The sequence below is a fragment of the Streptomyces sp. NPDC107528 genome, assembly GCF_055639295.1.
Genome location: NZ_JBVKAV010000028.1, coordinates 1 through 21,228 on the forward strand (window position 1 = coordinate 1; position 21,228 = coordinate 21,228).

A 21,228-nucleotide genomic window follows, 5' to 3' on the forward strand; every position below is an offset into this window, starting at 1 on the left:
ACGTTTCGCTGCTCGCCGATGATGACGCCCTGCGCGTTCGGCAGGACGTTGCTGTAAGTGGTGCCGGGGCACTGCCGGTTGACGTGGTCCTGCACGCTTCCTCCTGCCAGGGCACAGCTGACGCCCTGAGGTGTGATGGCGACGGCGACGGGGTTCGGTTTCGATGTACTCGATCAGCTGGTGCTCAGACAGGTAGCCCCGTTCGACTGCCAGATCACCCCGTCCAGATGGATGGGCGGATGAGGAGATCCGAAGAGGAAGTCCAGACAGCGCTCGCGTAGAACCGCCGCGCTCTGCTCGGGGCTCAGCAAGACACCCTTCTCTTCGCCCCTGGGGCCGGGGAGCGCGGTCCTGCAGCCGGTGTGCGGGAAGATGTCGATCTCCCCAAGAACCACGTGCGCTGTCACGCTCTCCCGGTCGGGGTAGAACCAGTACTTCGGCAGGAGAACGATCACGTCGTAGGCGTCGTAGGCGTCGAGGGCGTCGGCCACCGCCGCCGTGAGCTGGCTGCGGTTCGGTGCGGGGCAAGCCGCGGTCACTCTCCCGCGATGGGTGGCGGACCTCCCACATGCAGGTGTCGCGTGTCAGGAGGCCGGGGCCGTCCGCCGAGGCCCACAGCGTGCTGGTCCTCGGCTCCGGCGGAGTGGCCGGCTCGATCTCCTTCCTGCGGCGGCTCCGCCTGCGACCCACGCCGCTCATGCTCCAGCGCCAGTAGTCCTCGGCTTCCTCGAGAAGCAGGACCCGCTGTCCGCTGTGTGCCCCAGGCCGCCGCGATCCCGCCGACCAGGTAGTGGAGGTTCCCCGAGCTCTCAGCCAGGAACCGCAGGACATGAGGTGCGTGCGGCGCATCGCCGGTCCCCGCGCGGCGCAGGGCTTCGGTGTACTTCTCCTTGCTCCGGCTCGCCCTGCGAGCGCTCCGCCCGGCGGTGGACTGGTTCTCCGGCATGTCCCCTGCCGAGCCGGGCCACGCCCCCGGCACCTTCTCGTACGACTGCCGTGGACACGACGGAACGCAGAACGGAACAGAGCGGGCCCCGCAGGACCTTGCCCCCTCGCGTCCGGCGGCGTGGCTCCGGAAGCGGGCGGTGATCGGCAGTACGCCCTAACCGGGCAGGACGCTAACCGGCGCGAGCGCACCGGCCGAAGACACGAGCCGCCGAATCCCCCCGAACGGGCGAGGTCTCCGGCCCGCCGTGCGTGCTGGGCAATCGGGCCTAGAAACCAAAAGTCTCGGCGAAGACTGCGGGCTTGTCGACGGACAGGCTGATGACGCAGTTGGCGATCCCACGTCGATCGTGTCCGCGGGCAGCGGGGAGGGCCTCGATGGTGTCCTTGAGGAACTCCACGTTCGTCGCGCCTGCCTTCGCCGCGTTGGCCAGGGCAAGTTCGAGGACCTCGTCGCCCATGAGTGGTCCAGGCCGGGGTGGAGTATGGAGGTGTCCCACCCCGGCCGGGTGTCATCGGATGTACTTCGCCGGTTTGGTGGCGACGTTGAGCAGGTGCTCCAGGGGGCCGCGTCGGAAGAAGCGGGACCATGCCGCGGCGAACACGATCGCCCCGAGGATGTACATGAGCACCGGCACCCAGGACTGCTGGGTGCCGGTCCCCCCAGGCATGGGCAGTACGGACTGTGCGATGAAGTGGCCGACGTAGGCGGTCAGGGACACGGTGCCCACAGCGATATCCGGTTTCGCCAAGCGGCGCGATCGGGGCAGGCGGTCCATCGCCGCCGTCGCGCCCACGATCACGAGGATCGCGACGCCGACGCTGCCGATGATGTCGAACGTGGTACCGCTGTGCGGCCCGGCCGTCAGGAGCATCGACGCCGGCATATCGGCAAGCGACCCGCCGTCGACGGGTATCCACCCGGAGCCAGAGGATGACGGCCCGCCTTCCACGAGGCTCCTCAACGCGCCGGGGCCGGCGAGCAGCAAGGACATGCCGTACCCGGTCACAGTGAGGGCGGCACCGAGCGCGGCCAGACGCCGCTGGACGGTGCCGGACGACAGGTCGAGGCGGCCCAGCGCCATGCCGGCCGCCCCTCTGCCGCCCCCTCTGCGGTCGGCCAGCCGTTCCTGATGGCCATCAAGGACATCTTCGCGGTCTCCGGGAAGGGCATCGCGGTCACCGGGCGGATCGAGCGCGGCGTCGTGCGTACACAGCACCGCCTGGAGATCGTCGGCCTGCGGGAAACCATGAGCACGACGTGCGCCGGCATCGACGTGCACAGGAAGCTGGTCGATGAAGCACAGGCCGGCGACGACTGCAGCCTGTTACTGCACTGCATCGAGCGCGACAAGGTCATGCGGGGGCAGGTCGTGGCCGTGCCCGGCTCCATCAAGCCGCACTTCCATTTCACGGCCGAGGTGCACTTCCTGAGCACGCAGAAGGGGGGACGGACCAAACCTGTAATGACGGGCTACCGGCCCCAGTTCTACTTCCGCACCATCGACGTCTCGGGCGAGATGGATCTGCCCGAGGGTGTCGACTCGGTCAGCCCCGGTGAGACCGCCGAGACGGAGGTCACCCTCAACGCGTTCGGCGCAATCGAGGAAGGCCCGCGCTTCGACATCCGCGAGGGCGAAAGACCGTTGGCACCGGGACCGTGGTCCAGATCCTTGAGTAGCTGTTGGCGCCACGGAGAGCTCAAGCGGTCAGCGCAACACTTCCCCCGCGCCACCGAACTGGAGCCCGCCGAGCGCGCCGCGCTCGACCAGGGCGCGGTCGTACGGCGCGGCCAGGGCTACACCCTGCGCGTCACCGCCGTGCCCGCCGTCCACCGCCGACTCCTCGACCTCTCCCAGCCCCTCGACGGCGTCCCGGGGACCGCCGTGATCCCAGCACAGCGCATGGCCCGCCGCGCGTACCGACCAGGATCCCGCCCAATGGCTGCCACCCGCCACCGACGTCCACTGCCGATATCTCGCCGAATGGGTCGGCACCAAACTCCGCTGGGACCTGACCGTCGACGACCTCGAACTGGCCGCCCTGGAAGACGCGGCCTCAGGCTGCCCCGAGCAGACCGTGACGTACGAACCTGCCCTCTGAGCGTGGCGCCGGCTCCGTCGTCCGCATCGCGCGGGCGGCGGAGCTGCGCCTTGCCATCCAGCCCCGGGCGCTTGGGCGCGAAGGAGGACGACTGGATGGCAGCCACGGCCTGCACGGGCCAAGGTGTGCGTGCGGGTTGGCCAAACCCCGGAATGCGCTGACCCGCTGAAATACGGCCGCTGCCGAGTGAGGGTCCCGCGTGGGGACGTGGACCCCGGTGAGCTTCGGCACGCGATGTGTGGCGGCGTCTGTGTCAGACGCGGCGCGACCGGACGACCAGGAACACGCCCCCGGCGATTGCCAATACCGCCACGCTCCCGAGGATTGTGCCCTGCTTGCCAGTGCCGGTCTGGGCGAGGCTGGGTCGGGAGCCGTGCGCTGCCTGCAGGATCAGGTCGGTGACCTCGGCGGAGTTGGTCTCCATCACATTGTGCGGGGCGTCGACCTCGACGGTGGTAGAGCCGGCCCGCTTGGCCATGAAGCGCAGGTTGTCGGTACCGATCGTGCGGTCGTCGGTGGCAACCAGGTACCACGAGGGAATCGACTTCCACGCTACGGCCTTCGTCGGTTCGCTCCCGGTGCGGGCGGCCAGCGGTCGCTGTGAGGCGGCCAGTACAGCGGCCCGGCTCCCGCCGACGCGGTCGCTCAGGAAGACGTCGCTGAACTTTTCCGGCTTGATGTAGAGATCGACATCGTTCGGACCGCCGCCGAGCGGAACAGCGTTCAGAGCGGTGGGGACGGGAGCTTGGGGGTCGTCCGTCAATCTGCTGCCCGGGAACTTGGCCGACAATTCCACGGTGTTCTCGCCCTTGTCCGGCGCGAATCCGGCGATGTAGACGAGGGACTTGACGTTCGGGTTGCCGGCCGCTGCGTTGGTGATGACAGCGCCGCCGTAGGAGTGGGCGGCGAGAACGATGGGACCCTTGATCGTCTTGAGCAGTGTGGCGAGGTAGTCGGAGTCGCCGGAAAGGCTGCGAAGCGGGTTGGCAGTGGCGATCACCGGATATCCCTGGGCCTGCAGGCTCTGGACGACCTTGCTCCAGCCCGAGGCGTCCGCGAAGGCACCGTGCACCAGCACGACGGTCGGCTTGGCGTTCTCGCCAAGCTTGTCGCTGCCACCGCTCTCGGACGCCATGGACGGGACAGCAACCATCAGGGTGACGGCGGGGAGGAGGGCGGCCAAGGGCAGTGCCCGCCTGACGGTGGCGCGCCGTATGTCGTTCATATCCACTCTTTCTCCGGGGGATGACTGCTGACGACACTGCCTTCACCTCACCCGTGCGGCGCGACGTGATGGGCTGGCCGAGTGAAGATGACGTCAGCGGGGGGGGCGGCCAATGACGCACGTCCGGAGCGCCCGGGACAGCGCCGGCCGATGGCACTACCCCGCACGCTGGCACCGCACCCGCTCGGACCTCTCCCCCGCCGAAGTAACCCGGTTCGGCGGCTGACCCAACGCGCATGCGCGGCGCCCGTCGCATTCGTAGGCTGGAGTTGCTCGGGGCCGTTGCGGTGGTCAGCCATGCCCCGATCGATATGGTCCGGAGTGATCAGCTTTGGATTGGTCACTTCTCTGAACCAAGGCAGTGGAGTACGACCGGTGCCGAGGGTCATGCCACGGTCGCCAACGCCCGACACCGCGCCTCGCTCGTCTTGCTGTCCGCCTCAGGGCGTAGCTCCATCTGGGTATGTATTCAGGGGCGGATCGACACTCGGAGTTCATCATCCACGATCAAATGCCAGGCACTGGCAGCTACTCGGCGAGATGCCGTTGCAACTCGACGTGCCTGAAGTGGTATACCGCACCCGAATGTCGCAGCACGCCGCGCCGCTCATGGGCACCTTTAAGGAAAGCCATCAGCCGGTAGGGCAATTCGCCACGTGTCGCGAAATAAATACGAGCCAACTCGAATTGCAGTGAGGCTGACTCCTCAAACGCGAAAGCCAGCCCTATCAACAGCCCGAAGCTAACCCCATACGCTACTCCGGATGCTCCGATAGCGATCACTATTCCGAAGAGAGACACCAGGGTGATCCCGAATTTGAGCATCGTTATGCGGCGGTCGAATGACAGCAAAGATGCTGGCCCTACAGCCGACGACGGATCCGGGGTCACGGGAGTAAGCCCGGACACGAACCCTAGGGGGACCCCCAGCACCAGGCTAGCAAATGCCCCGTAGCGCAGCCATGTCCCGATACTGTCCACTAGGCCCACAAGCCCTAGTGTGAAACCGGCAAGAATCCGGCCCGCCAGCCCCTCGAAGAATCGGGCGGGAGACCACCTCAGTTGAAAGCCAGGGATAACCTGCGAGGCTTGTCCCGGCCCCCAGGGCAAGCGAGAGAACGAGAGGGCGAGAGGGCGACTGAAATTCCGACAATAAATCCACCATAAAATCCGCAATGGATTCCGGTTGCTAAGAGCTCGTAACACGATCTTGTTGAAGTGGCCTGGTCGGGCGTGACCGATGTGACGATTCGCCGTTCGGGAGGGTGTGAGTACTCGGCCATGGATCGTGGATGACGACCTGTGGATGCTGATCGACTGCTGCCGCCCTGGCCGGAGCGGTCGCCGGGGCCGCGCCCCGTGGCGGACCGGTGTGTCTGCAGGGCATCCTGTACGTCCTCCACAACGACATAGCCTGGCAACTGCTGCCCCTGGACTTGAGGTTCGGCTCCGGGCAGACCTGCTGGCGGCGTCTGGAGAGGTGGCAGCAGGCAGGGTCCTCGACCGGCTGCACCGCATCCTGCTCGCCGAACCGAACGCGGCCGGCGAACTCGACTGGTCCCGTGCGTGCGTGGACGGCTCCCACATCCGCGCGAAAAAGGGGGAGCTGACACTGGTCCGTCGCCGGTCGACCGGGGGAAGGCAGGCAGCAGACACCATCTGATCTGCGACGGGCGCGGCACCCCGCTCAAGGTCATCACCACCGCCGCCAATGTCAACGACGTCACCCAGGCCCTCGCTCTCGTCGACGGCATTCCGCCCGTGGCCGGACGGCCCGGGCCGTCCGCGGCGCCGCCCCGAGTCACTTCTGGGTGACAAGGGCTACGACTCCAATCCCAACCGGTGTGAGCTGCGCATGCGGCGGATCCTGCCGGTCATCTCCCGCAAGGGCGCCCCGAACATCAAGGGCCTTGGCAAACTCCGCTATGTCCTACTCGGTCACATGTCATTGTTCCTTCCGCAGACCGGGCAGGCCGAGGTTTACCAGTCCGCCGGGGGACGCGGTATCGATCTGGCTGATCTTGGACTCGGCGCTGGCCAGGCTGACGGGGAGCCCTTCAATCTCGCCGAGCCAGCCCTCCCTTTCCGCCTCGGCGATCCCGGCCGAGGTACACGATCTGCCGAAGAAGTGTCAGGTCTCGGCCGCTGGAGCGGAACACCGCGGAGTTGAGAGTGACGTTCAAGAATCTCACGGGCAGGGCGGAATCCTCAGCGTGATGAGCCCGCCCACGGTTACGCCGGACCGCACCGTCTTCGAAGCGCTGGCCGCGCGGCTCGGGACAACCCCACCGTCGTCTCAGGCCCTCGACTGGCCGCCAGTACGGCACGACAGCGGCTCAGGCCGGGGCGGGCAGATGGATCGACGCGAGCTTGACCGGGTCGACGATGATGTGGATGCCGGTGACCCGGCCTTCGATGACAGTGAAGGCGATGACAGAGAGGGGGGTTCCGTCGGGACGCCAGGACATGTGGCCGGGGGTGCCGTTGAGTAGCACGGGTCGGTGGCGGGCAACCTCGCCGGAGAACATGCGGGCGCCAGCGGCGACCTTGGTGGCGCCGAGGGTGACGACCACTCCGTCGGGGGTGTCGACGGTCAGCTTCACGTTCGGGTCGAGGACGCGCAGGAGTGCCTCGAAGTCGCCGCTGACGGCGGCGGCTTGGAATGCCTGGACGACCTCCCGGTGTTCGCGGCCGGGGCCCGCCGGCCGGTCCCTGGCTTGGACCTTGCGGCGGGCGCGACTGGCGACCATTTTGGAGGCGTCGGCCGATTTACCCAGAATCTGGCCGATTTCTTGGAACGGGACCGCGAACATGTCATGCAGGACGAAAGCCAGGCGTTCGCTCGGAGTGAGCGAGTCGAGCACGACGAGCAGGGCGAGGCCGACCGAATCGGCCAGCAGTACCTGCTCGTCGGGCGCGGGGTCGTCGGCGGGCGTCACCACGAGGTCCGCCGACTCCTGCCCGTAGACGGTTTCGGGGTGGGCGTGGCGGGATCTCAGGAGGTCGAAGCTGATCCGGCCGACCACGGTGGTCAACCAACCAGCCAGGTTGTCGATGGTCGCCGCGTCCTGGCGGGCGAGGCGCATCCAGGCTTCCTGGACCGCGTCCTCGGCGTCGACGTGCGAGCCCAGCACGCGGTACGCGACGGCGCGCAGCCGATCGCGCTGGGCTTCGAACGCCTCGGCCAAGAGGCCGGACGGGTGAGCGGTCACGGCTTGAGCTGCTGACGGAGCGAGATCCGGTTGCCATCCGGGTCCACCGCCTCGACGCGGACCCCGAACGGATAGTCCACCGGTTCGGACTCTTCGAAGGTGACGCCGCGCCGGCGCATGATCTCGAAATCCCTTCGCAGGTCCTCGGATTCGAGGATGAGCGGACCAGGCGCGCCCGCGCCACCCGGCTGTCCCGCGGCCGCCGCGTGCGACCACAGGATGATCTGCACCGGGCTGTCGGCGACGCCGACGGTGAGGAAACGTCCGTCGGGCCCCGGGAAGTCGAGCCGCTTCTCCAGGCCGAGTCCCTCGGTGTAGAACTCCAGCGCGCGGTCCTGATCAGTGACGTAGACCGTCACGTACATGATGTTGGTCAGCATCCGATTCTCGATTCAATCGTTGGTAGACGACCGTTCGTATCCGGTCGTCACACCTATGACGAATGCCGACAGGAGAAGGTAACAGAACCGATCCGCCCGAGCGGTTACCGGGCGCAGGCTCGGACCAGGTGAAGCGACCCGCTTGCGCCAACTCGCAGGCCAGGCCTGCAATGGCCGCAGATCGCGGATGGGCGAGGAGGGAGATACGAGGGCCGGTGATGCGGACCCACTCGTAGTTCCTTCCAGCACCAGGTCCGGCGAGGAGCAGGTACTACCAAGTGCCGGTGAGACGTTGAGGGGCAGGCCGGGAGCGGTCTTCGACGACGAACAGTCGCATTCGGAGAGACGGGTGCGGTCACAAAGGGCGAGATTGTCCGCGGCATTCCGAATCGGGTTCGCCCGGGCGCAGACGCAGTGAAGGCCCGGTGGATACCGGGCCTTCACGTGTGAGTAGCGGGGACAGGATTTGAACCTGCGACCTCTGGGTTATGAGCCCAGCGAGCTACCGAGCTGCTCCACCCCGCGTCGGTACGATGAACTGTACGGCATTGATCGGGTTGGGCCGAATCAAATTTTGTCGCGGAGATGATGCAGCTCTCGTCGCTGACCATGGCTCCGTGAAGGTGCAGGTCATCCAGCAGACCACGAACGTAGTACCGCATCCGCCACCACAGATCCGCCCGAGCGAACCTTCCCGCCACCCGAGCGAACACCGACTCCAACTGAGCAGTCCAGCAACGGCACCTTGCGGGCCGGCCGTGGTCGCTGCCGCTTGCCGAGCGGGTGCTGACCGCTGCCGTGTACTACCGCACGAACCAGACGATGCGGCAGCCGAGCCCGCGGTTTGGCGTATCTTCCGCGAACGGTCTGCCGGGTCATCCAGCGGCTTGGTCCGCTGCTGGCGATCGAGCCCGTCTCGAGCACGGCCGATGCCGCGGACCGGCTGTGGATCGTGGACGGCACCCTGGTCCCCGTCCGCGACCGAAACGTCGGCTCATCGTCACGCGACTACCGGTTCTCGGCGAACGAGCAGGTCATCGTCGATGCCGACACCCGCCTTGTGATCGCCGCCGCCCACCCCATGCCGGGCACCCCCGCGGACGCGCACGCCTGGCGAGCCTCCGGCTTGGCCGAGCACTGCCAGGGCGTGACCCTCCTGGGCGACAGTGCCTGCCTCAATTGCAGGATGGTCGTGCCGCACTGCAAACGCCCTCACCGGCCCCTGCTGCCGGGCGAGGAGGACGATAACGCCGCCCACCGCAAGGTCCGTGCAGGGGTGGAGCATGTGATCGGCCGGATGAAGAACTACAAGATCCTCCGCGACTGCCGACAGCGCGGCGCCGGCCTCCATCACGCGGTCCAGGCCGTTGCCCACATGCACAACCTCGCCCTCGCATCATGACCGGAAGACTGCGCTCACAAGCTCTGACCTGCCCCGGACCCAGCCTTGTGCAACACCCTTAAAGTTCTGTCCCGTAAGTGGGCAGAGTGAGCAACAGTCCCACTGCGACGGCACCGTCTCACATGGCTGATCTCTGAAGGGTTTCTCGCCACTCGTCCATCACATCGCGGGACTCGTCCAGGGCGGGATCGCGGCATTCACCGGGTGCGTAGGCCGGGGACCGGTCTGCTCGTAGCGGTACATGGGCGCAGTACCAGGCCCGCTTGGCGCCTGCTTGCTCCGCGTCCGTGCCAGTCCGTAGATAATCGAGCAGTGCGGTCATAACCCGGCGGCGCCCGAAGGCGTAGACCGCGGGTTCGACGAACCAGAGGCAGAAACTGGGGTCCGGGTCGTAAACGGCTGCGGCCAGCAACGGGGCGAAGAACTCCTCGGGCAGGTGGGCGCGTTCGAGCAGTGGCTTGCGCACCGCATGGGCCAGGTGCCGTGCGCGGCGTGCTTCCGGGACGTCGGCCGCATACTCAAGATCCATCAGCCGCGCCACCTCGGTGGCGCATGACAGGAAGGAGCATGCATCTGCCTCGTTGTGCTCTTCGTCGGCCATGGCGGCATTCTGGACCGGCTCAGGCGGAGCAGGCACGGGGCGATGGTTGCTTCTCACCGACTGAAACGATCATGTGGTGGCTGGTGTGATCACGACGTCGGTGCCGTCCTGGATAGCGCCGTTCACCGGACCGAGCTCGCGCTGCTTCGGCAAGTTGGTTGCCTCGGTGCGACGCGAGCAAGCCTCGGATCAGCAGCGCGGCCGGCCCTGGAGCCTGTCGCTGGAGGACCGTGTCCTGTTGGTGGCGGCGTACTGGCGCACGCACTTGACGATGCGACAGCTTGCTCTGTTGTTCGGGATATCCAAGTCGGCCTTTTGCGGCCGGCAGGCTGACCGAGTCGATCACGCACCGGGACCAGTCCAGCTCGCCTCGCGCTCCGAGTTCGTCGAGGATCACGCGGTAGAGCCTGGCCCAGACCCGGTCCCGACTCCACTGGGCGAACCGGCGGTAGACCGTGGGCCGAGCCGGGCCGAGCCGGGCCGAACACTGGCACAGCCGCCGCCAGGTACAGCCCGACGTCGCCACAAAGATGATCGCCGCCAGAGCCTCCCGGTCACCCGCCCGCCGACGGCCACCGCCCTGCGGACGTATCACCACCGTCTGCGGCACCACTCGCCTGAACAGCACCCACAACTCATCCGGTACAGCCGCACAACGAGATCCGTCATACACGGTTCAACGAACGATCTCGCCATAGAACGACGCCTAAGGGTGGCGGAGCGGGCCACCCGACTGAGCTAGCCGCAGGTGCGGTACCTGGGTGCCATACAACCGCAGAGGATGATTACCTCAGGAGGCAGATTCTTCCGCCGGTCACCCGCGTGGTCGGTGGTCGCGGCTTGCCCGGGTCGGCCAGCGGGAGTCGTGCTGATACATGTGGCGAACGGGTCGCCCGGCCGTCGTCGTACTGGCGGCGGTGGGATCGCGTGGTGCGCGGTCACCGCAGTGAGCTCTGCGCTCGTCCGCGACACCTGGCCTGTCACAGATCCAGGCGTTATCTGGTCAATGGAAAAGAGGGTGCAAAACGGGCCATACGGCCTCCTCTCGCGCCTCGACCTCAAGCCCATTCCGCCATCTCTCCATCGAATGAGGAGACCAGGTCGTCATGACCAGCACCGCCGACATCGCACTCAGTGACCAGCCGAACACGCATGTGATATCCGAGTCGCCGATCGCGATGCTCGACGACGAGGGGACGGTGATCGCCTGGACCCAGGCTGCGGAGCGGGTGGTCGGATACTCCGCCGGGGACATGGTCGGCCGTTCCGCCGAGGTTGTACTGCCATTCCTCGAGAAAACTCCGACGATCTCCGCATTCGTAGAGCAGGACCGTGGCCGGAACGACTGGTCCGGCACGAAGGCGCTGCGCCACCGAAGTCGGCGGATACTCGACACCGTCGCGCGCGTCTCGGCGCTGCGAGGGCAGGACGGATCGCGCCGGTGGCTCCTGTCCATGAGCGCCGCCGCGGGGCCCGGGACAGTGGCGGACGGCGAGGAGCAAAGGGCGCTTCTCGCTCGCGCACCGATCGGCATCGTCGTTCGTGACCTGCGGCTGCGGTGCACCTGGACGAACGACGCGGTGGAGAGCCTCGACGGCATTCCGCCAGAGCGGCGCTTCGGGCGCCGGCTCACCGATGCGCGGTCCGATGCCAAGACCAAAGCGTTCGAAGCGGTGATGTGGCAGGTACTGGCCAGCGGCGCCACCAAGGTCCACGAGTACCGAGCCTGGTCGGCGACGGGTCCGAGCCGGGGGCACACGATGCAAGCTTCGTGCTTTCGCCTGCAGGGCGCCGACGGGCAAGCGATGGGCCTGTGCACCATCAGCGTCGATGTCACCGAGAGCCGGAGCGCCCGGGATCGCCTTGCCGTCCTCAGCCAGGCCGGCACCCGTCTCGGTAGGAGCCTGGACGTGATGCAGACCGGACAGGACCTGGCGGACCTCGCCGTGCCCCTGTTCGCCGACATTGTCGCCGTGGACCTGGAGCAGTCGGTTGCGCTCGGCGAGGGGCCGCCGGTCCGCTTCGGCACGACCGGAGAGCGTCTTCCCTCCCTCCGACGTGCCGGTCTGTCCTCGATCCACCAGGGCGCGACAGAATGTCCGTGGTTGCGCGGTGAGCCGATCCGCTTGCCGCCCGCCTCGCCCCTCACCGACATCGTCGGCACGGGGAGGTCCCACCTGGAGCCGATCGTGGACATTGCACCCGGCACGTGGATCGACCAGGATCCGCCACTGGCCCAGAAGGTCCGCAGCACCGGCACCCACTCGCTGATGATCGTCCCCATCCGCGCCCGGCGCACCCTGCTGGGCACGGTGGTGTTCGCCCGCACCCAGGACTCGGCGCCCTTCCAGGAGGTCGATCTGCTCCTGGCCGAGGAACTCGTCGGCCGCGCCGCGCAGTCGTTGGACAACGCCCGTCAGTACGCACGTGAGCAGACCACAGCCCTCGCCCTCCAGCGAAACCTGCTCCCGCACAGTCTGAGGGGCGGCACGGCAGTCGAGGCGGCATCGCGCTACCTGCCCGCCGACATCGACCTCGGCGTCGGGGGCGACTGGTTCGATGTGATCCCGCTGTCCGGCGCCCGGGTGGCCCTCGTCGTCGGTGACGTGGTCGGGCACGGCCTCAACGCCGCCGCGACGATGGGCAGGCTCCGCACCGCGGTCCACACACTCGCCGATATGGAACTGCCCCCTGACGAACTGCTGACCCGTCTCGATGACACGGTCCAGCGGCTGGCGGAGGAGCACGGCGAGGCCCCGGAGGAGGCCCCCACGGCGGTGGGAGCCACGTGTCTGTACGCGGTCTACGACCCGGGCACCCGGAAGTGCATGATGGCCGGGGCCGGGCACCCGCCGCCCGCGATCGTCGACCCGCAGGGCCGAGTGACCTTCCCCGCCCTTCCGACTGGCACACCACTGGGCATCGGGGCCGGAGTGCCGTTCGAGGCGGTGGAAGTGGAGCTGGCCGAGGGAAGTCTCCTCGCCCTGTACACCGACGGCCTGGTCGAGACCCGCGACCACGACATCGACGAGGGAATGCGCCGACTGGGCACCGCTCTCTCACAACCGGGGCGGTCCTTGGGAGATCTGTGCACCAGCGCGATGGAGAACTCCCCGAGTCAGGCGCCGTGCGACGACGCCACGCTGCTCCTCGTCCGCACGCGCTCGCTCAGCCCGGATCACGTCGCGTCCTTCACTCTCGCGAAGGACCGCACAACTGTCCCCCTCGCTCGGCATCTTGCCGCCTCTCAGCTGTCCGAATGGGGCTTGGAAAGCCTCCAGGACTCCACGCAGCTGATCGTCAGCGAACTGGTCACCAATGCCGTCCGCCACAGCTCGTCGCCCGTCTGCCTGCGTCTGATCCGGCACCAGGCCCTGAGCTGCGAAGTATCCGATTCCGAAGCATGCTTTCCACGTCCGCGCAGCCCTCGCGCCACCGACGAGAACGGCCGCGGCCTCATCCTGGTGTCCCAGCTGTCCCGTCGCTGGGGATCCCGGTCGATACCGGGCGGCAAGACCGTCTGGGCCGAAGTGGACCTGCCCACCGCGTCCTCACCCGCACAGGCCGCAGTCGGGCAGCCCGTACCGAAGAAACCGGACCACCCCTCCTCGTCGCCGCCCTCCAACAGCCACGGATCCACGCCTCCGTCCTCGGCCGGCCCGTCCGCTTGGCTCCCCGCCGCGTGACCTGCCCGCGGAGGCGACGTCTCGTTGTGCTGGGAGACGATGCCGAAAGCGCGGGCAGCCCAGAACATCCGGACCTGTGCCAGCCCGCTTCGGGGCACCCGGGTGCCCAGTCGGCGAAGGCTGCCTCAGTTGCTCAGCGAAGCCAGGTAAGGAGCTAGCTTGGCCGGATTCGCGACCCACATGAGGCGTTCGATGCCTCGTGCCGATACATCGGCGTTCAGCAAGACCGTCGGCCATCCGTCAGAAGAGACAAGGACGGCCGCCCTGCCGTTGGCCTCGACCCAGCGAACGTCTGCCTGAGGCCAGAAACGTGGGCCCCAGGCGGCAAGGAACTTGGAAACGTGCAGACGCCCGACGACCGGAATCTTGGAAATCCCGCGGGCCCCTCCGCCGTCGGAGTAGTTGACCACGTCCTCAGTGAGAACCTCCTCGAGCATGGACAGACTGCCTGTCTGTGCCGCGGCGAGGAACACCTCCAGTAGCCGCCGATGGTCGTCAGAGCTGACCGGCTCCCGGCGTTCCGCTGACAGACGCTTCCGGGCCCGGCTCACCAGCTGACGCGTATTGGCTTCGCTCGTCTCCAGGATGTCCGCGATCCGCTTGTACGGGTAGTCGAAGGCTTCCCTGAGAACGTAGGCAGCCCGTTCCACGGGGTTCAGCTTCTCCAGGAGGAAGAGAACCGCCATGTCGAGTGCCTCTGCCCGTTCCGCACCTACCTGCGGGTCCACGCTTGTGTTGACCGGCTCGGGAAGCCAGGGCCCGACGTACGACTCACGCCGCATCCTGGCGGACTGGGTCAGGTTGATCGCCAGACGGGAGGTGACCGTCGCGAGGAACGCTGCCGGCTCGTCGATGTCGGCGTGGTTGGTGTTCTGCCACCGCAGCCATGCCTCCTGGACGATGTCCTCGGCATCCACGGCACTACCGAGCACGCGGTACGCGATGCCGAAGAGCTGAGGACGCGTTGCCATGAACTCCCTCGTTGCCTGATCAAGGGAGCCCGTGTCATCCCCGGCGCGCATAAATGTCCTCCACTTCTTGATCACCATGCTACAAGCCGTCACACCAGGACGCGCGCGGGGTGGCCGGCCCCCCGCTGCTTCAAACGGCCCTCATGCAGCACTTTCGCGGCGAAGCAGCCCGACGCGGCCGCTCGACTCTCAACACCGACAGGACCACGTGATCGTCGACGCCGGCCAACGCTTCGAGCGGAGCTCTGAAGGCACTGGCAGGTGCCGCAAAAGAACGGTGTACCCGGCCCTTTGCGGCCATCGGCCAGATCGACCGGGGACGAGCGCGACTCGAAGCGCCTTTTCTCCTTACGACGATGCTCAACGATGACGGCCTCGTTGTGTGATACGACCCAGATGACAAGGACGGGTTCTTCGTTCGTCGTGTCCTCGGAGCAACGCACGCCCCTGCCGCGTGTCACAAATCCACCGTCTGCCCGGTCTCTATCTAGTACCCGAACCGAAGGAGTTCCGAAATGATTGACAATCCTATGCTGGTGCTTGCCGCGACCGGTGGACAGGGCAGCGCGGTGACTGACGCATTGTTGGACCGCGGGGCCGGGGTACGGGCACTGGTGCAGAATCCCCAGGATGAGGCCGCGCGCCGACTGGCCGACCGGGGCGTGCAGGTCGTGGCGGGTTCCCTGACTGATCGGGCTTCCATGGCCGCGGCGATGGAAGGGGTGGCCGGGGTATTCGCGTACACCACTCCTTTTGTCGACGGCGTGGAGGCCGAGGTGGCCCAGGGGCAGGCAATTCTGGCTGCCGCGGACGAACAGCGGGTGCCCCATTTGGTGTTCAGTTCGTTGGCGAACGCCGACAAGGGGACCGGCGTACCGATTTTCGAAAGCAAGGCGCGTATCGAATCCCAACTGGTCTCCGGCGATGTGCCTTACACGATCCTCGGACCGACGTCTTTCTTGGACATGGTCAACCTCGGCAGCGCGCAACGCATCCTCAGCGGTGTGCTGGACATGCCGCTCCACTCGGACAGGCCGCTGAAGCAGCTCGCCCGCACCGACCATGGAGCGTTTGCGGCCACGGTGTTGCTCAACCCCACCCCATATGCGGGACAGCGGATTGACCTGGCAAGCGATGTGAACACTCCCGCACAGATGGCAGCCACGCTGAGTGCCACGCTCGGAAAGGAGGTCCGGCACGAGTACGTTCCGCTGGCGCGGGTCGACATTTCCGACGTGCGCGCGGTGTGGGCCTTCCTCGACGGACCTGGTTACACCGTCGACGTCCCGGCGCTGCATGCGGCCCATCCGGAAATCGCCTGGACCAGCTTCGCCGACTGGACACGAAGCGCGTTCAGCTCCGCGGTCTGAGCCCGGGAGTCGGCGACACTCTTCGACTTCGATCAGCGAGCTCGGCCCGGACGGGGCCGGCGCCCGCTCCCTTCAGCCGGTTGCGTCGTTCCCGACGGCGCAACCGGCGTTCGTCGTGCCCTGGCCTCCCCGTTTCGTTTCGCGTGTGAGCTGGAGTGATGGCGAAGGACTGGTGTTGTCGGCCATTGATTGTTGAGACGTGACCCTCGGCGAGGACGCCTCGAGCATACGCACCGGCACCGCACCCCGCGCCATGGCCACCCTGCACAATCTCGCAATCGGACTCATGCGCCAAGCGGGCTGGACCAACATCGCCGCCGCAGCCGATCACCACCGGTCACGCCCCCAGCACGCGACAGCCATGCTCCGACTCACAGCCTGAGAACGCATCGCCCCTGGCTTGGGGAATGCCACGGGTGGGGCGAGAGGGCCACCCGGCACCAGGTTTAGAGCAAGGCGAGTTCACCGAACACACGCTAGCGACCAAAGATCATCGTCCATGCGACCGCTGCCACCAGAATTGCGAACCCCATCACACATCCGATGGCCGATGCCCGTTCGGACCTCTGTCGACGCTCTGGGTCTTCAGCCACATCTCCCCCTGCCCGGTCTTCAGCCACATCTCCCCCACCCCGTATGCTGCGGAACAGTTGCCGAGTCCCAACCCGTCAAACCCTAGCGGATCTTCACCCAATCGACTTTCGACAACCTTGATCATCGAGGGTCCGTCTCTCGTTGCTGAACCGGGCGAACCCACGCACAGCGGCGCCGACACGGGCGAACCGGGCACGAGCGTGCGGCTTTCGCCGGGCGGCCATATCCTGGTCGTCTTGGGTCTGGCATTCATGGTGCGGATTCGGAAGCGGGTCGCCGCCAGAGCGCTGTAGGACGACCGCCGGATTGTTTTATAGCAGCCCGGAATTCGACCGCGTCAGGGCATGAAATCCATGGACTGGACGTGCGTGAAATCCGCGCGCAGGCCATCGGCGCGGGTTCCCCATGTCGTGATGTACGACTCCGTGATGGCCTCCGTGACGATCGGATGCAAGTCTTCCTCCGTCGCTCCGGCCTCCTGGAGCTCCATGATCTGCCTCGCGTAGGTGGGCCAGATCGGGGTGGTGATGGTACGTATCCGGCCGCCCTCGGAGCTGCCCGAGCAGGTGAATCCGAAGTACGCCGTCACCTCCACCATCATCCCGCTGGAGGTAGACGCCTGTTCGCGCGCCTGCACCCTGACCTGCGGTTGCCACTCGGATTCGGTCTCCTCCAAAAGGGCGGCCCTGAGGCGCTTCTGCGGGGCGGTCAGCTTCCCGGCGCGGTGGCGCTCCACCGTCTGGCGCGAGACGCCCAGGCTCTCCGCCAGAGCCTTGATCGACCCCTTCACCCGCGTGAGAAGGAATTTCACCTGAGCCTTCGCGGATTTCGGCGCGGGCCCGGTGAACACCTTGCGCTCCGCCCGCACGAGGGCGGCCAGGACCTTGTTGCGGCGCGGGGCCGGCTTTTGCTGCTCGTGATCGCTCATGCCTCCAGAGATCACGGATCACTTGTGGACAGATGAGCCGGGGGCTGATGGGGAAGGACGACGGCGAGCGATCACGGAGGGGTGACGGCATGCGTTCTGACCGGGACGGCTGGACGGTCATCAGGGATTCGGTGCAGCGGCGCAGCTACCCGCCGTCGATTCGGGAGATCGGCCAGGCAGTCGGCCTATCCGGCACGACCTCTGTCGCACGCGCTTCCTCCACCGCCCTGTGCATCCCCTTCATTGCACGCACCGCTACCAATGGCGCGTCCCTCAGAACTGACCGGCGAGGGGGTCCCCAGCAACTGTGCGGCGACGGCACGCTGTTCGGCCTGAAGGTCGTCGATGACTCGATGATCAAGCTGCGATCGCTTGCTCACGTCTCAGTTCGCGCTGCCCGGCTGGTCGTCGGCCGGAGCCGAGGCGGAAGGGGGAATGCGGTGCGCGGGTGCGGGGCCGGACGCAACCTCATGATGTGCACCCATACGGCGTTCCATCACTCTCACGTCCGGGTTGCCACTCACGAGGTGGGTTCGTCGTCCGGGCGCGCCTGGTCCTCGCTGTGCGGGTACGGGTCGATGGTGCCAGCCGCGTAGTCCATGCCGTCGAAGAGATAGGCGTGCGCCGGGGCGTTCTCGGCTTCCATGGCTTTGCGCTCTTCGCGGATCCCCCGCGCCAGTTCGCTGTCGTAGAGGTCGAGCACCTCCTCGATGTCCATGCGCTCCCAGCCGTGCGCGAGCAGGGCGGCAGTGATCTTTTCGCGAGCCGCCGGAAGATTTTCCAGTGGCTCGGAGCCGGATGCGCTCATGCGGTGTGCTCCCCGCGCTCGGCCCGAGTCTTCGGGCTGCCGTTGATCCGGGTGGCGATCGTTCGCGCGGTCTCGTGGGCGACGCCATGCCCGCCGCCTGATCTCACAAAAGGACGCGTTGTCGAGGCGGGCAGCGGCGACAGCGCGGCGAGGTCACGAACAGGGGCGACGTTGCCTGGCGGCACTAGTCATTAATGCCGTCGCGGTCTGCTGCCGGGACGGTAACCATCGGCCGGTAGGTGGCGATGTCCTCGGGCTCGCCGACAGGTCTGCCCTCGGCCTCGACCCAGGCGTGGGCTCCGAAGGGTGCGGTGCGTACTCCGCTGCACCAGGTGGGCCAGTGGCCTCGCATGCGGCACAGCAGGGCGGTGGCCAGGGAGCGTTGGAGGCAGTAGCGGCCCGCGCACAGGGTGCTGACGGCTGTTACTTCCCCCGTGCCCGCAGGGCCTCGTCATAGCGGGCGGGTCTGGCTCCTCGCCGGGCCAGGCCCAGTACAGCACGGATCCGGCGTGGTGGCAGGCGGGCGAGGAGCCGGGCGGCGGCGACGGCGACGTGGACGGAGAGCCGAGTGCCGAGACCGGGGCGGGTGCCGTCGGTGTCCAGGATCTGGCTCACGACTCGGTCACCAGCCTCTCTTTCACGAGGTGCGCGACCAAGGCCGTGACGTCGGCGGTGGCGTGCTCGGGGGTGACCGGGCGGGTGGCGGCGAGCCGTTCGGCAACCTGCTCGGGGGTGGCGCCGTCCAGCAGGGCCTGTACGACGAGGGCGCCGGTGCCGTTCAGCTGCCAGTAGCGTCCGGCGCGTTCGTCGAGCAGGACCATGCTGTCGCCTGTGGCGCAGGCGGTGACATCAGCGCGTAGTCGGTGCACTGTTCATCTCCCTCGTGCCGTCCGGGGTGTGCTCGTGTTCCAGTCCGCGCAGCCACGCCTCCACTCCCAGCGTGGTCTCGAATTCCGCGGTCCCGCCGATCAGCAGTTGGGGTGAGAGCAGGGCGCGGCGCAGTGCGTCCTCGTCGGCCAGTCCGGCGGCCACCAGGCGGGAGTCCTCGGCCCATGCGGCGAGCGCGTGTCGGTTGTGGCGCAGGCCGCTCTGCCATTCGTATCCGAAGTGGTCCTTGGTGGTGCGGCGCAGGATGGTCTCGGGTACCAGACCCTGCATGGCGGCGGCGAGGAGCGGTTTGTAGGACCAGGGGCCGGCGGCCTCGTGCGGGCGGGCGGCGAGCGCGGCCGCGATCACGGCGTCATCGCAGAACGGGCTGTGATACGGCAGCCGGTCGAGCTGCCCGCAGTGGGCCAGGTGGCCGGCGAGCCGGCCACCACGCTGCGCGGAGGCGAGCCAGGCGTGCCGTCCGCGTTCACGGTGCAGCGGCTCGGTGTCGTCCCGGGCCGCGCCGAGCAGCCGCTCACGGCACAGCTGTACGGTCTGCTCGCTCGACCAGGGCGGAAGATAGGGCCGCAGCCCCCAGCGCAGGTCGTCTCCACGCACAGGCGTGTGCAGCAGTCCGGCGGCCTCGGTGAGCCAGGCGGCGTACGAGCCCTGGTCGAGCAGCGCCCTGGTGATCGCCCCGAGGGGCTGGCGGCGTCGCGCTCGCCAACCGGCCGCGTGGCGCAGTCCGGTCGCGGGTGAGCGCCGCAGCAGACCGTGCACATACGAGGGTTGCGACTGGATGACCTGGTCCCCGCCGAAGCCGGACAACCGCAGCCGGGCCCCGCCCGCCCGCATCTGCTCGGCCAGGTACCGCTGCTCCACCCGCGTACGCACGATCGCGGACGGCTCGTCGCCCAGATCCACGAGTTCGTCCAGCCCGCTGAAATGGGCGGGCAGATCTGCGGACTCGAACACCAGATGCTCGATGCGGGGCAGATGCCCGGCGGCCCGGGTGGCGTGGAGACGGTCTTCGTTGGTGGGTGCGCCCGCGTCCATCGTGATGGTGACCAGCCGGGCACCCGCCTGTGCCGCCAGGAAGCACAGTGAAGTCGAGTCCATGCCGCCGGACAGGTCCGCGCCCACCACCTCGTCCGGACGGACCCGCAACGCGACCGCCTGCTCAAGAGCCTTCCGCAGCCCGGCCGCGGCTTCGCTCAGGGGCAGTTCGGCCGTCGGCGACCGCCACCAGCGCCGGGTGCGCGTCTCGCCGCCGGGCGCCAGCTCCATGGCGGTACCGGGCAGCACGGCGTGCACGCCACGCCACAGCGCACCCCAGCCGAGCGGGTGCGGAACGGTGTCACCGGTGAGCCGCAGCGCCAGCTGCCCGGTGTCCAGCTCCGCCGCGGCCAGCCGGGCGAGAACGCGGGCCTGGTCGGCGCAGACCGTGGCGCCGCCGGCCTCGGCCCGGTACACCCGCCGCTGCCCGGAGAAACTGCCCCGCACGTATGTGTGCCCCGCGACGGACGCGAGGACGTGAAAGCAGCCGTGGGCATCCGAAAACACCGGCTCGATGTGCGCGGTGTCACTGATCTGCCGGGCCCGCGCCGCCAGTTCGGCGGCCTTCAGGGAACATGCCCCGGCGACCGCGAGGCGCACGTCACCGACGGCGCAGGCAGACAGCTCCCCGTCCGGCCAGCAGCCGACCAGCCACGGACGGCCGGAAGCATGCGGCACGACCTGGAGCACGGCCGGGCCGACGAGGTTCCGCAGACGATCGAGGAGACCGGATGGGAGATCCCGGTCGGGAAGGACAACGAACCAGCAGACCGGCGTGGCGACGCCCATCGGCAATCTCCAGAGTGGGGACGAGTGACAGCGTGACGGCGTGGCACCGGGTGCCGGCCCCGGCCTCGCGGCCAGGACCGGCACCCGTCGAACTCGTCAGAGCCACAGGCCGACCGGGAAGTCGGGCCAGTCCCCGAATTCGCCCTGGGTCAGCTCGGCGTACTGCCCGGCCTCGGCCAGCAGCGGCGGCTCGTAGACGTCCTCGGTCTCGATGCTCATCAACGTCTCCTGCACAGCGATCCACCTCCAGTCACACGGAGACGGAACTCCCGTCTCCCGTGAGCTAGTTGG

Annotated in this window: 17 protein-coding genes, 1 tRNA gene and 9 pseudogenes; 11 read left to right on the forward strand and 16 right to left on the reverse strand. The window is 67.7% G+C overall.

Translation table 11 applies throughout. The features are described from left to right. Positions 1–173: 173 nt before the first annotated feature. Entirely contained in the window at positions 174–539 is a 366-nt protein-coding gene (locus tag ACZ7L5_RS44880) for a hypothetical protein (protein ID WP_471524882.1), read from the reverse strand. A gap of 29 nt (positions 540–568) precedes the next feature. On the opposite strand from ACZ7L5_RS44880, the gene ACZ7L5_RS44885 reads away from it, so the two are divergent. Next, positions 569–715, forward strand: coding sequence for a hypothetical protein (locus tag ACZ7L5_RS44885; protein ID WP_471524884.1), 147 nt, complete (start codon positions 569–571; stop codon positions 713–715). A 508-nt stretch (positions 716–1,223) separates the two neighbouring features. Here ACZ7L5_RS44885 and ACZ7L5_RS44890 read toward each other — a convergent pair. Both ACZ7L5_RS44890 and ACZ7L5_RS44895 read right to left on the reverse strand, forming a co-directional pair. Beyond that, positions 1,224–1,406, reverse strand: a pseudogene (locus ACZ7L5_RS44890) (methyltransferase domain-containing protein); the annotation flags it as partial. 51 nt (positions 1,407–1,457) lie between these two features. Continuing rightward, positions 1,458–2,036, reverse strand: a pseudogene (locus tag ACZ7L5_RS44895) (DUF418 domain-containing protein); the annotation flags it as partial. Between the two features lie 42 nt (positions 2,037–2,078). Between ACZ7L5_RS44895 and ACZ7L5_RS44900 the strand changes: the two are divergent. Both ACZ7L5_RS44900 and ACZ7L5_RS44905 read left to right on the forward strand, forming a co-directional pair. Next, positions 2,079–2,591: pseudogene (locus tag ACZ7L5_RS44900) on the forward strand (EF-Tu C-terminal domain-related protein); the annotation flags it as partial. Between the two features lie 268 nt (positions 2,592–2,859). After that, a pseudogene (locus tag ACZ7L5_RS44905) lies at positions 2,860–3,048 on the forward strand (HNH endonuclease); the annotation flags it as partial. A 253-nt stretch (positions 3,049–3,301) separates the two neighbouring features. On the opposite strand, the gene ACZ7L5_RS44910 reads toward ACZ7L5_RS44905, so the two are convergent. Further along, positions 3,302–4,273, reverse strand: coding sequence for an alpha/beta fold hydrolase (locus tag ACZ7L5_RS44910; RefSeq protein WP_471524886.1), 972 nt, complete (start codon positions 4,271–4,273; stop codon positions 3,302–3,304). 1,370 nt (positions 4,274–5,643) lie between these two features. Between ACZ7L5_RS44910 and ACZ7L5_RS44915 the strand changes: the two are divergent. The 3 genes and pseudogenes from ACZ7L5_RS44915 to ACZ7L5_RS44925 form a co-directional block, all read left to right on the forward strand. Continuing rightward, positions 5,644–5,715, forward strand: a pseudogene (locus ACZ7L5_RS44915) (hypothetical protein); the annotation flags it as partial. Positions 5,716–5,753: 38 nt separating this feature from the next. Next, on the forward strand, positions 5,754–5,936 hold the full coding sequence (locus ACZ7L5_RS44920; protein WP_471524925.1) for a hypothetical protein: 183 nt from the start codon (positions 5,754–5,756) through the stop codon (positions 5,934–5,936). Then, positions 5,933–6,088, forward strand: a complete 156-nt coding sequence (locus ACZ7L5_RS44925) for a transposase (protein WP_471524917.1) — start codon at positions 5,933–5,935, stop codon at positions 6,086–6,088. Before ACZ7L5_RS44920 ends, ACZ7L5_RS44925 begins: the two co-directional genes overlap by 4 nt. 521 nt (positions 6,089–6,609) lie before the next feature. Here ACZ7L5_RS44925 and ACZ7L5_RS44930 read toward each other — a convergent pair. The 3 genes from ACZ7L5_RS44930 to ACZ7L5_RS44940 form a co-directional block, all read right to left on the reverse strand. Beyond that, on the reverse strand, positions 6,610–7,485 hold the full coding sequence (locus tag ACZ7L5_RS44930) for a sigma-70 family RNA polymerase sigma factor (protein ID WP_471524888.1): 876 nt from the start codon (positions 7,483–7,485) through the stop codon (positions 6,610–6,612). Further along, positions 7,482–7,865, reverse strand: coding sequence for a VOC family protein (locus tag ACZ7L5_RS44935; RefSeq protein WP_471524890.1), 384 nt, complete (start codon positions 7,863–7,865; stop codon positions 7,482–7,484). Before ACZ7L5_RS44935 ends, ACZ7L5_RS44930 begins: the two co-directional genes overlap by 4 nt. A gap of 451 nt (positions 7,866–8,316) precedes the next feature. Next, a tRNA-Met gene (locus ACZ7L5_RS44940) sits at positions 8,317–8,390 on the reverse strand. 225 nt (positions 8,391–8,615) lie between these two features. Here ACZ7L5_RS44940 and ACZ7L5_RS44945 point away from each other — a divergent pair. Next, a pseudogene (locus ACZ7L5_RS44945) lies at positions 8,616–9,267 on the forward strand (transposase family protein); the annotation flags it as partial. A 118-nt stretch (positions 9,268–9,385) separates the two neighbouring features. On the opposite strand, the gene ACZ7L5_RS44950 reads toward ACZ7L5_RS44945, so the two are convergent. Then, positions 9,386–9,868, reverse strand: a complete 483-nt coding sequence (locus tag ACZ7L5_RS44950; protein ID WP_471524892.1) for a hypothetical protein — start codon at positions 9,866–9,868, stop codon at positions 9,386–9,388. A gap of 76 nt (positions 9,869–9,944) precedes the next feature. Here ACZ7L5_RS44950 and ACZ7L5_RS44955 point away from each other — a divergent pair. Next, positions 9,945–10,298 (forward strand): annotated as a pseudogene (locus ACZ7L5_RS44955) (helix-turn-helix domain-containing protein); the annotation flags it as partial. A gap of 33 nt (positions 10,299–10,331) precedes the next feature. Here ACZ7L5_RS44955 and ACZ7L5_RS44960 read toward each other — a convergent pair. Continuing rightward, a pseudogene (locus ACZ7L5_RS44960) lies at positions 10,332–10,541 on the reverse strand (transposase); the annotation flags it as partial. Positions 10,542–10,974: 433 nt separating this feature from the next. Between ACZ7L5_RS44960 and ACZ7L5_RS44965 the strand changes: the two are divergent. After that, positions 10,975–13,554, forward strand: a complete 2,580-nt coding sequence (locus ACZ7L5_RS44965) for a SpoIIE family protein phosphatase (RefSeq protein WP_471524894.1) — start codon at positions 10,975–10,977, stop codon at positions 13,552–13,554. A gap of 125 nt (positions 13,555–13,679) precedes the next feature. On the opposite strand, the gene ACZ7L5_RS44970 is transcribed toward ACZ7L5_RS44965, so the two are convergent. After that, positions 13,680–14,576 carry an RNA polymerase sigma-70 factor gene (locus ACZ7L5_RS44970; RefSeq protein WP_471524919.1) on the reverse strand — a complete coding sequence of 299 codons (897 nt, stop codon included), beginning with the start codon at positions 14,574–14,576 and terminating at the stop codon, positions 13,680–13,682. A 464-nt stretch (positions 14,577–15,040) separates the two neighbouring features. On the opposite strand from ACZ7L5_RS44970, the gene ACZ7L5_RS44975 reads away from it, so the two are divergent. Beyond that, on the forward strand, positions 15,041–15,895 hold the full coding sequence (locus tag ACZ7L5_RS44975; protein WP_471524896.1) for an NmrA/HSCARG family protein: 855 nt from the start codon (positions 15,041–15,043) through the stop codon (positions 15,893–15,895). 931 nt (positions 15,896–16,826) lie between these two features. Here the strand turns inward: ACZ7L5_RS44975 and tpg are convergent. Then, on the reverse strand, positions 16,827–17,417 hold the full coding sequence (gene tpg / locus ACZ7L5_RS44980) for a telomere-protecting terminal protein Tpg (RefSeq protein WP_471524897.1): 591 nt from the start codon (positions 17,415–17,417) through the stop codon (positions 16,827–16,829). 89 nt (positions 17,418–17,506) lie between these two features. Here tpg and ACZ7L5_RS44985 point away from each other — a divergent pair, with 89 nt between their 5' ends. Continuing rightward, positions 17,507–18,013 (forward strand): LexA family protein, encoded by a 507-nt coding sequence (locus ACZ7L5_RS44985; RefSeq protein ID WP_471524921.1) that lies wholly within the window; start codon positions 17,507–17,509, stop codon positions 18,011–18,013. Here ACZ7L5_RS44985 and ACZ7L5_RS44990 read toward each other — a convergent pair. The 5 genes and pseudogenes from ACZ7L5_RS44990 to ACZ7L5_RS45010 form a co-directional block, all read right to left on the reverse strand. After that, entirely contained in the window at positions 17,938–18,225 is a 288-nt protein-coding gene (locus ACZ7L5_RS44990) for a hypothetical protein (RefSeq protein WP_471524899.1), read from the reverse strand. The two genes, ACZ7L5_RS44985 and ACZ7L5_RS44990, sit on opposite strands and share 76 nt — an antisense overlap. A gap of 184 nt (positions 18,226–18,409) precedes the next feature. Next, positions 18,410–18,840, reverse strand: a pseudogene (locus tag ACZ7L5_RS44995) (lasso peptide biosynthesis B2 protein). Continuing rightward, positions 18,837–19,094, reverse strand: coding sequence for a lasso peptide biosynthesis PqqD family chaperone (locus ACZ7L5_RS45000; RefSeq protein ID WP_471524901.1), 258 nt, complete (start codon positions 19,092–19,094; stop codon positions 18,837–18,839). The pseudogene ACZ7L5_RS44995 and the gene ACZ7L5_RS45000 overlap by 4 nt, the downstream one beginning before the upstream one ends. Beyond that, complete coding sequence (locus tag ACZ7L5_RS45005; RefSeq protein WP_471524903.1) at positions 19,075–20,937, reverse strand: asparagine synthase-related protein; 1,863 nt, start codon at positions 20,935–20,937, stop codon at positions 19,075–19,077. The genes ACZ7L5_RS45000 and ACZ7L5_RS45005 overlap by 20 nt, the downstream gene beginning before the upstream one ends. Before the next feature lie 96 nt (positions 20,938–21,033). Continuing rightward, positions 21,034–21,156, reverse strand: a complete 123-nt coding sequence (locus tag ACZ7L5_RS45010) for a lasso RiPP family leader peptide-containing protein (protein WP_471524905.1) — start codon at positions 21,154–21,156, stop codon at positions 21,034–21,036. Between the last annotated feature and the right edge of the window lie 72 nt (positions 21,157–21,228).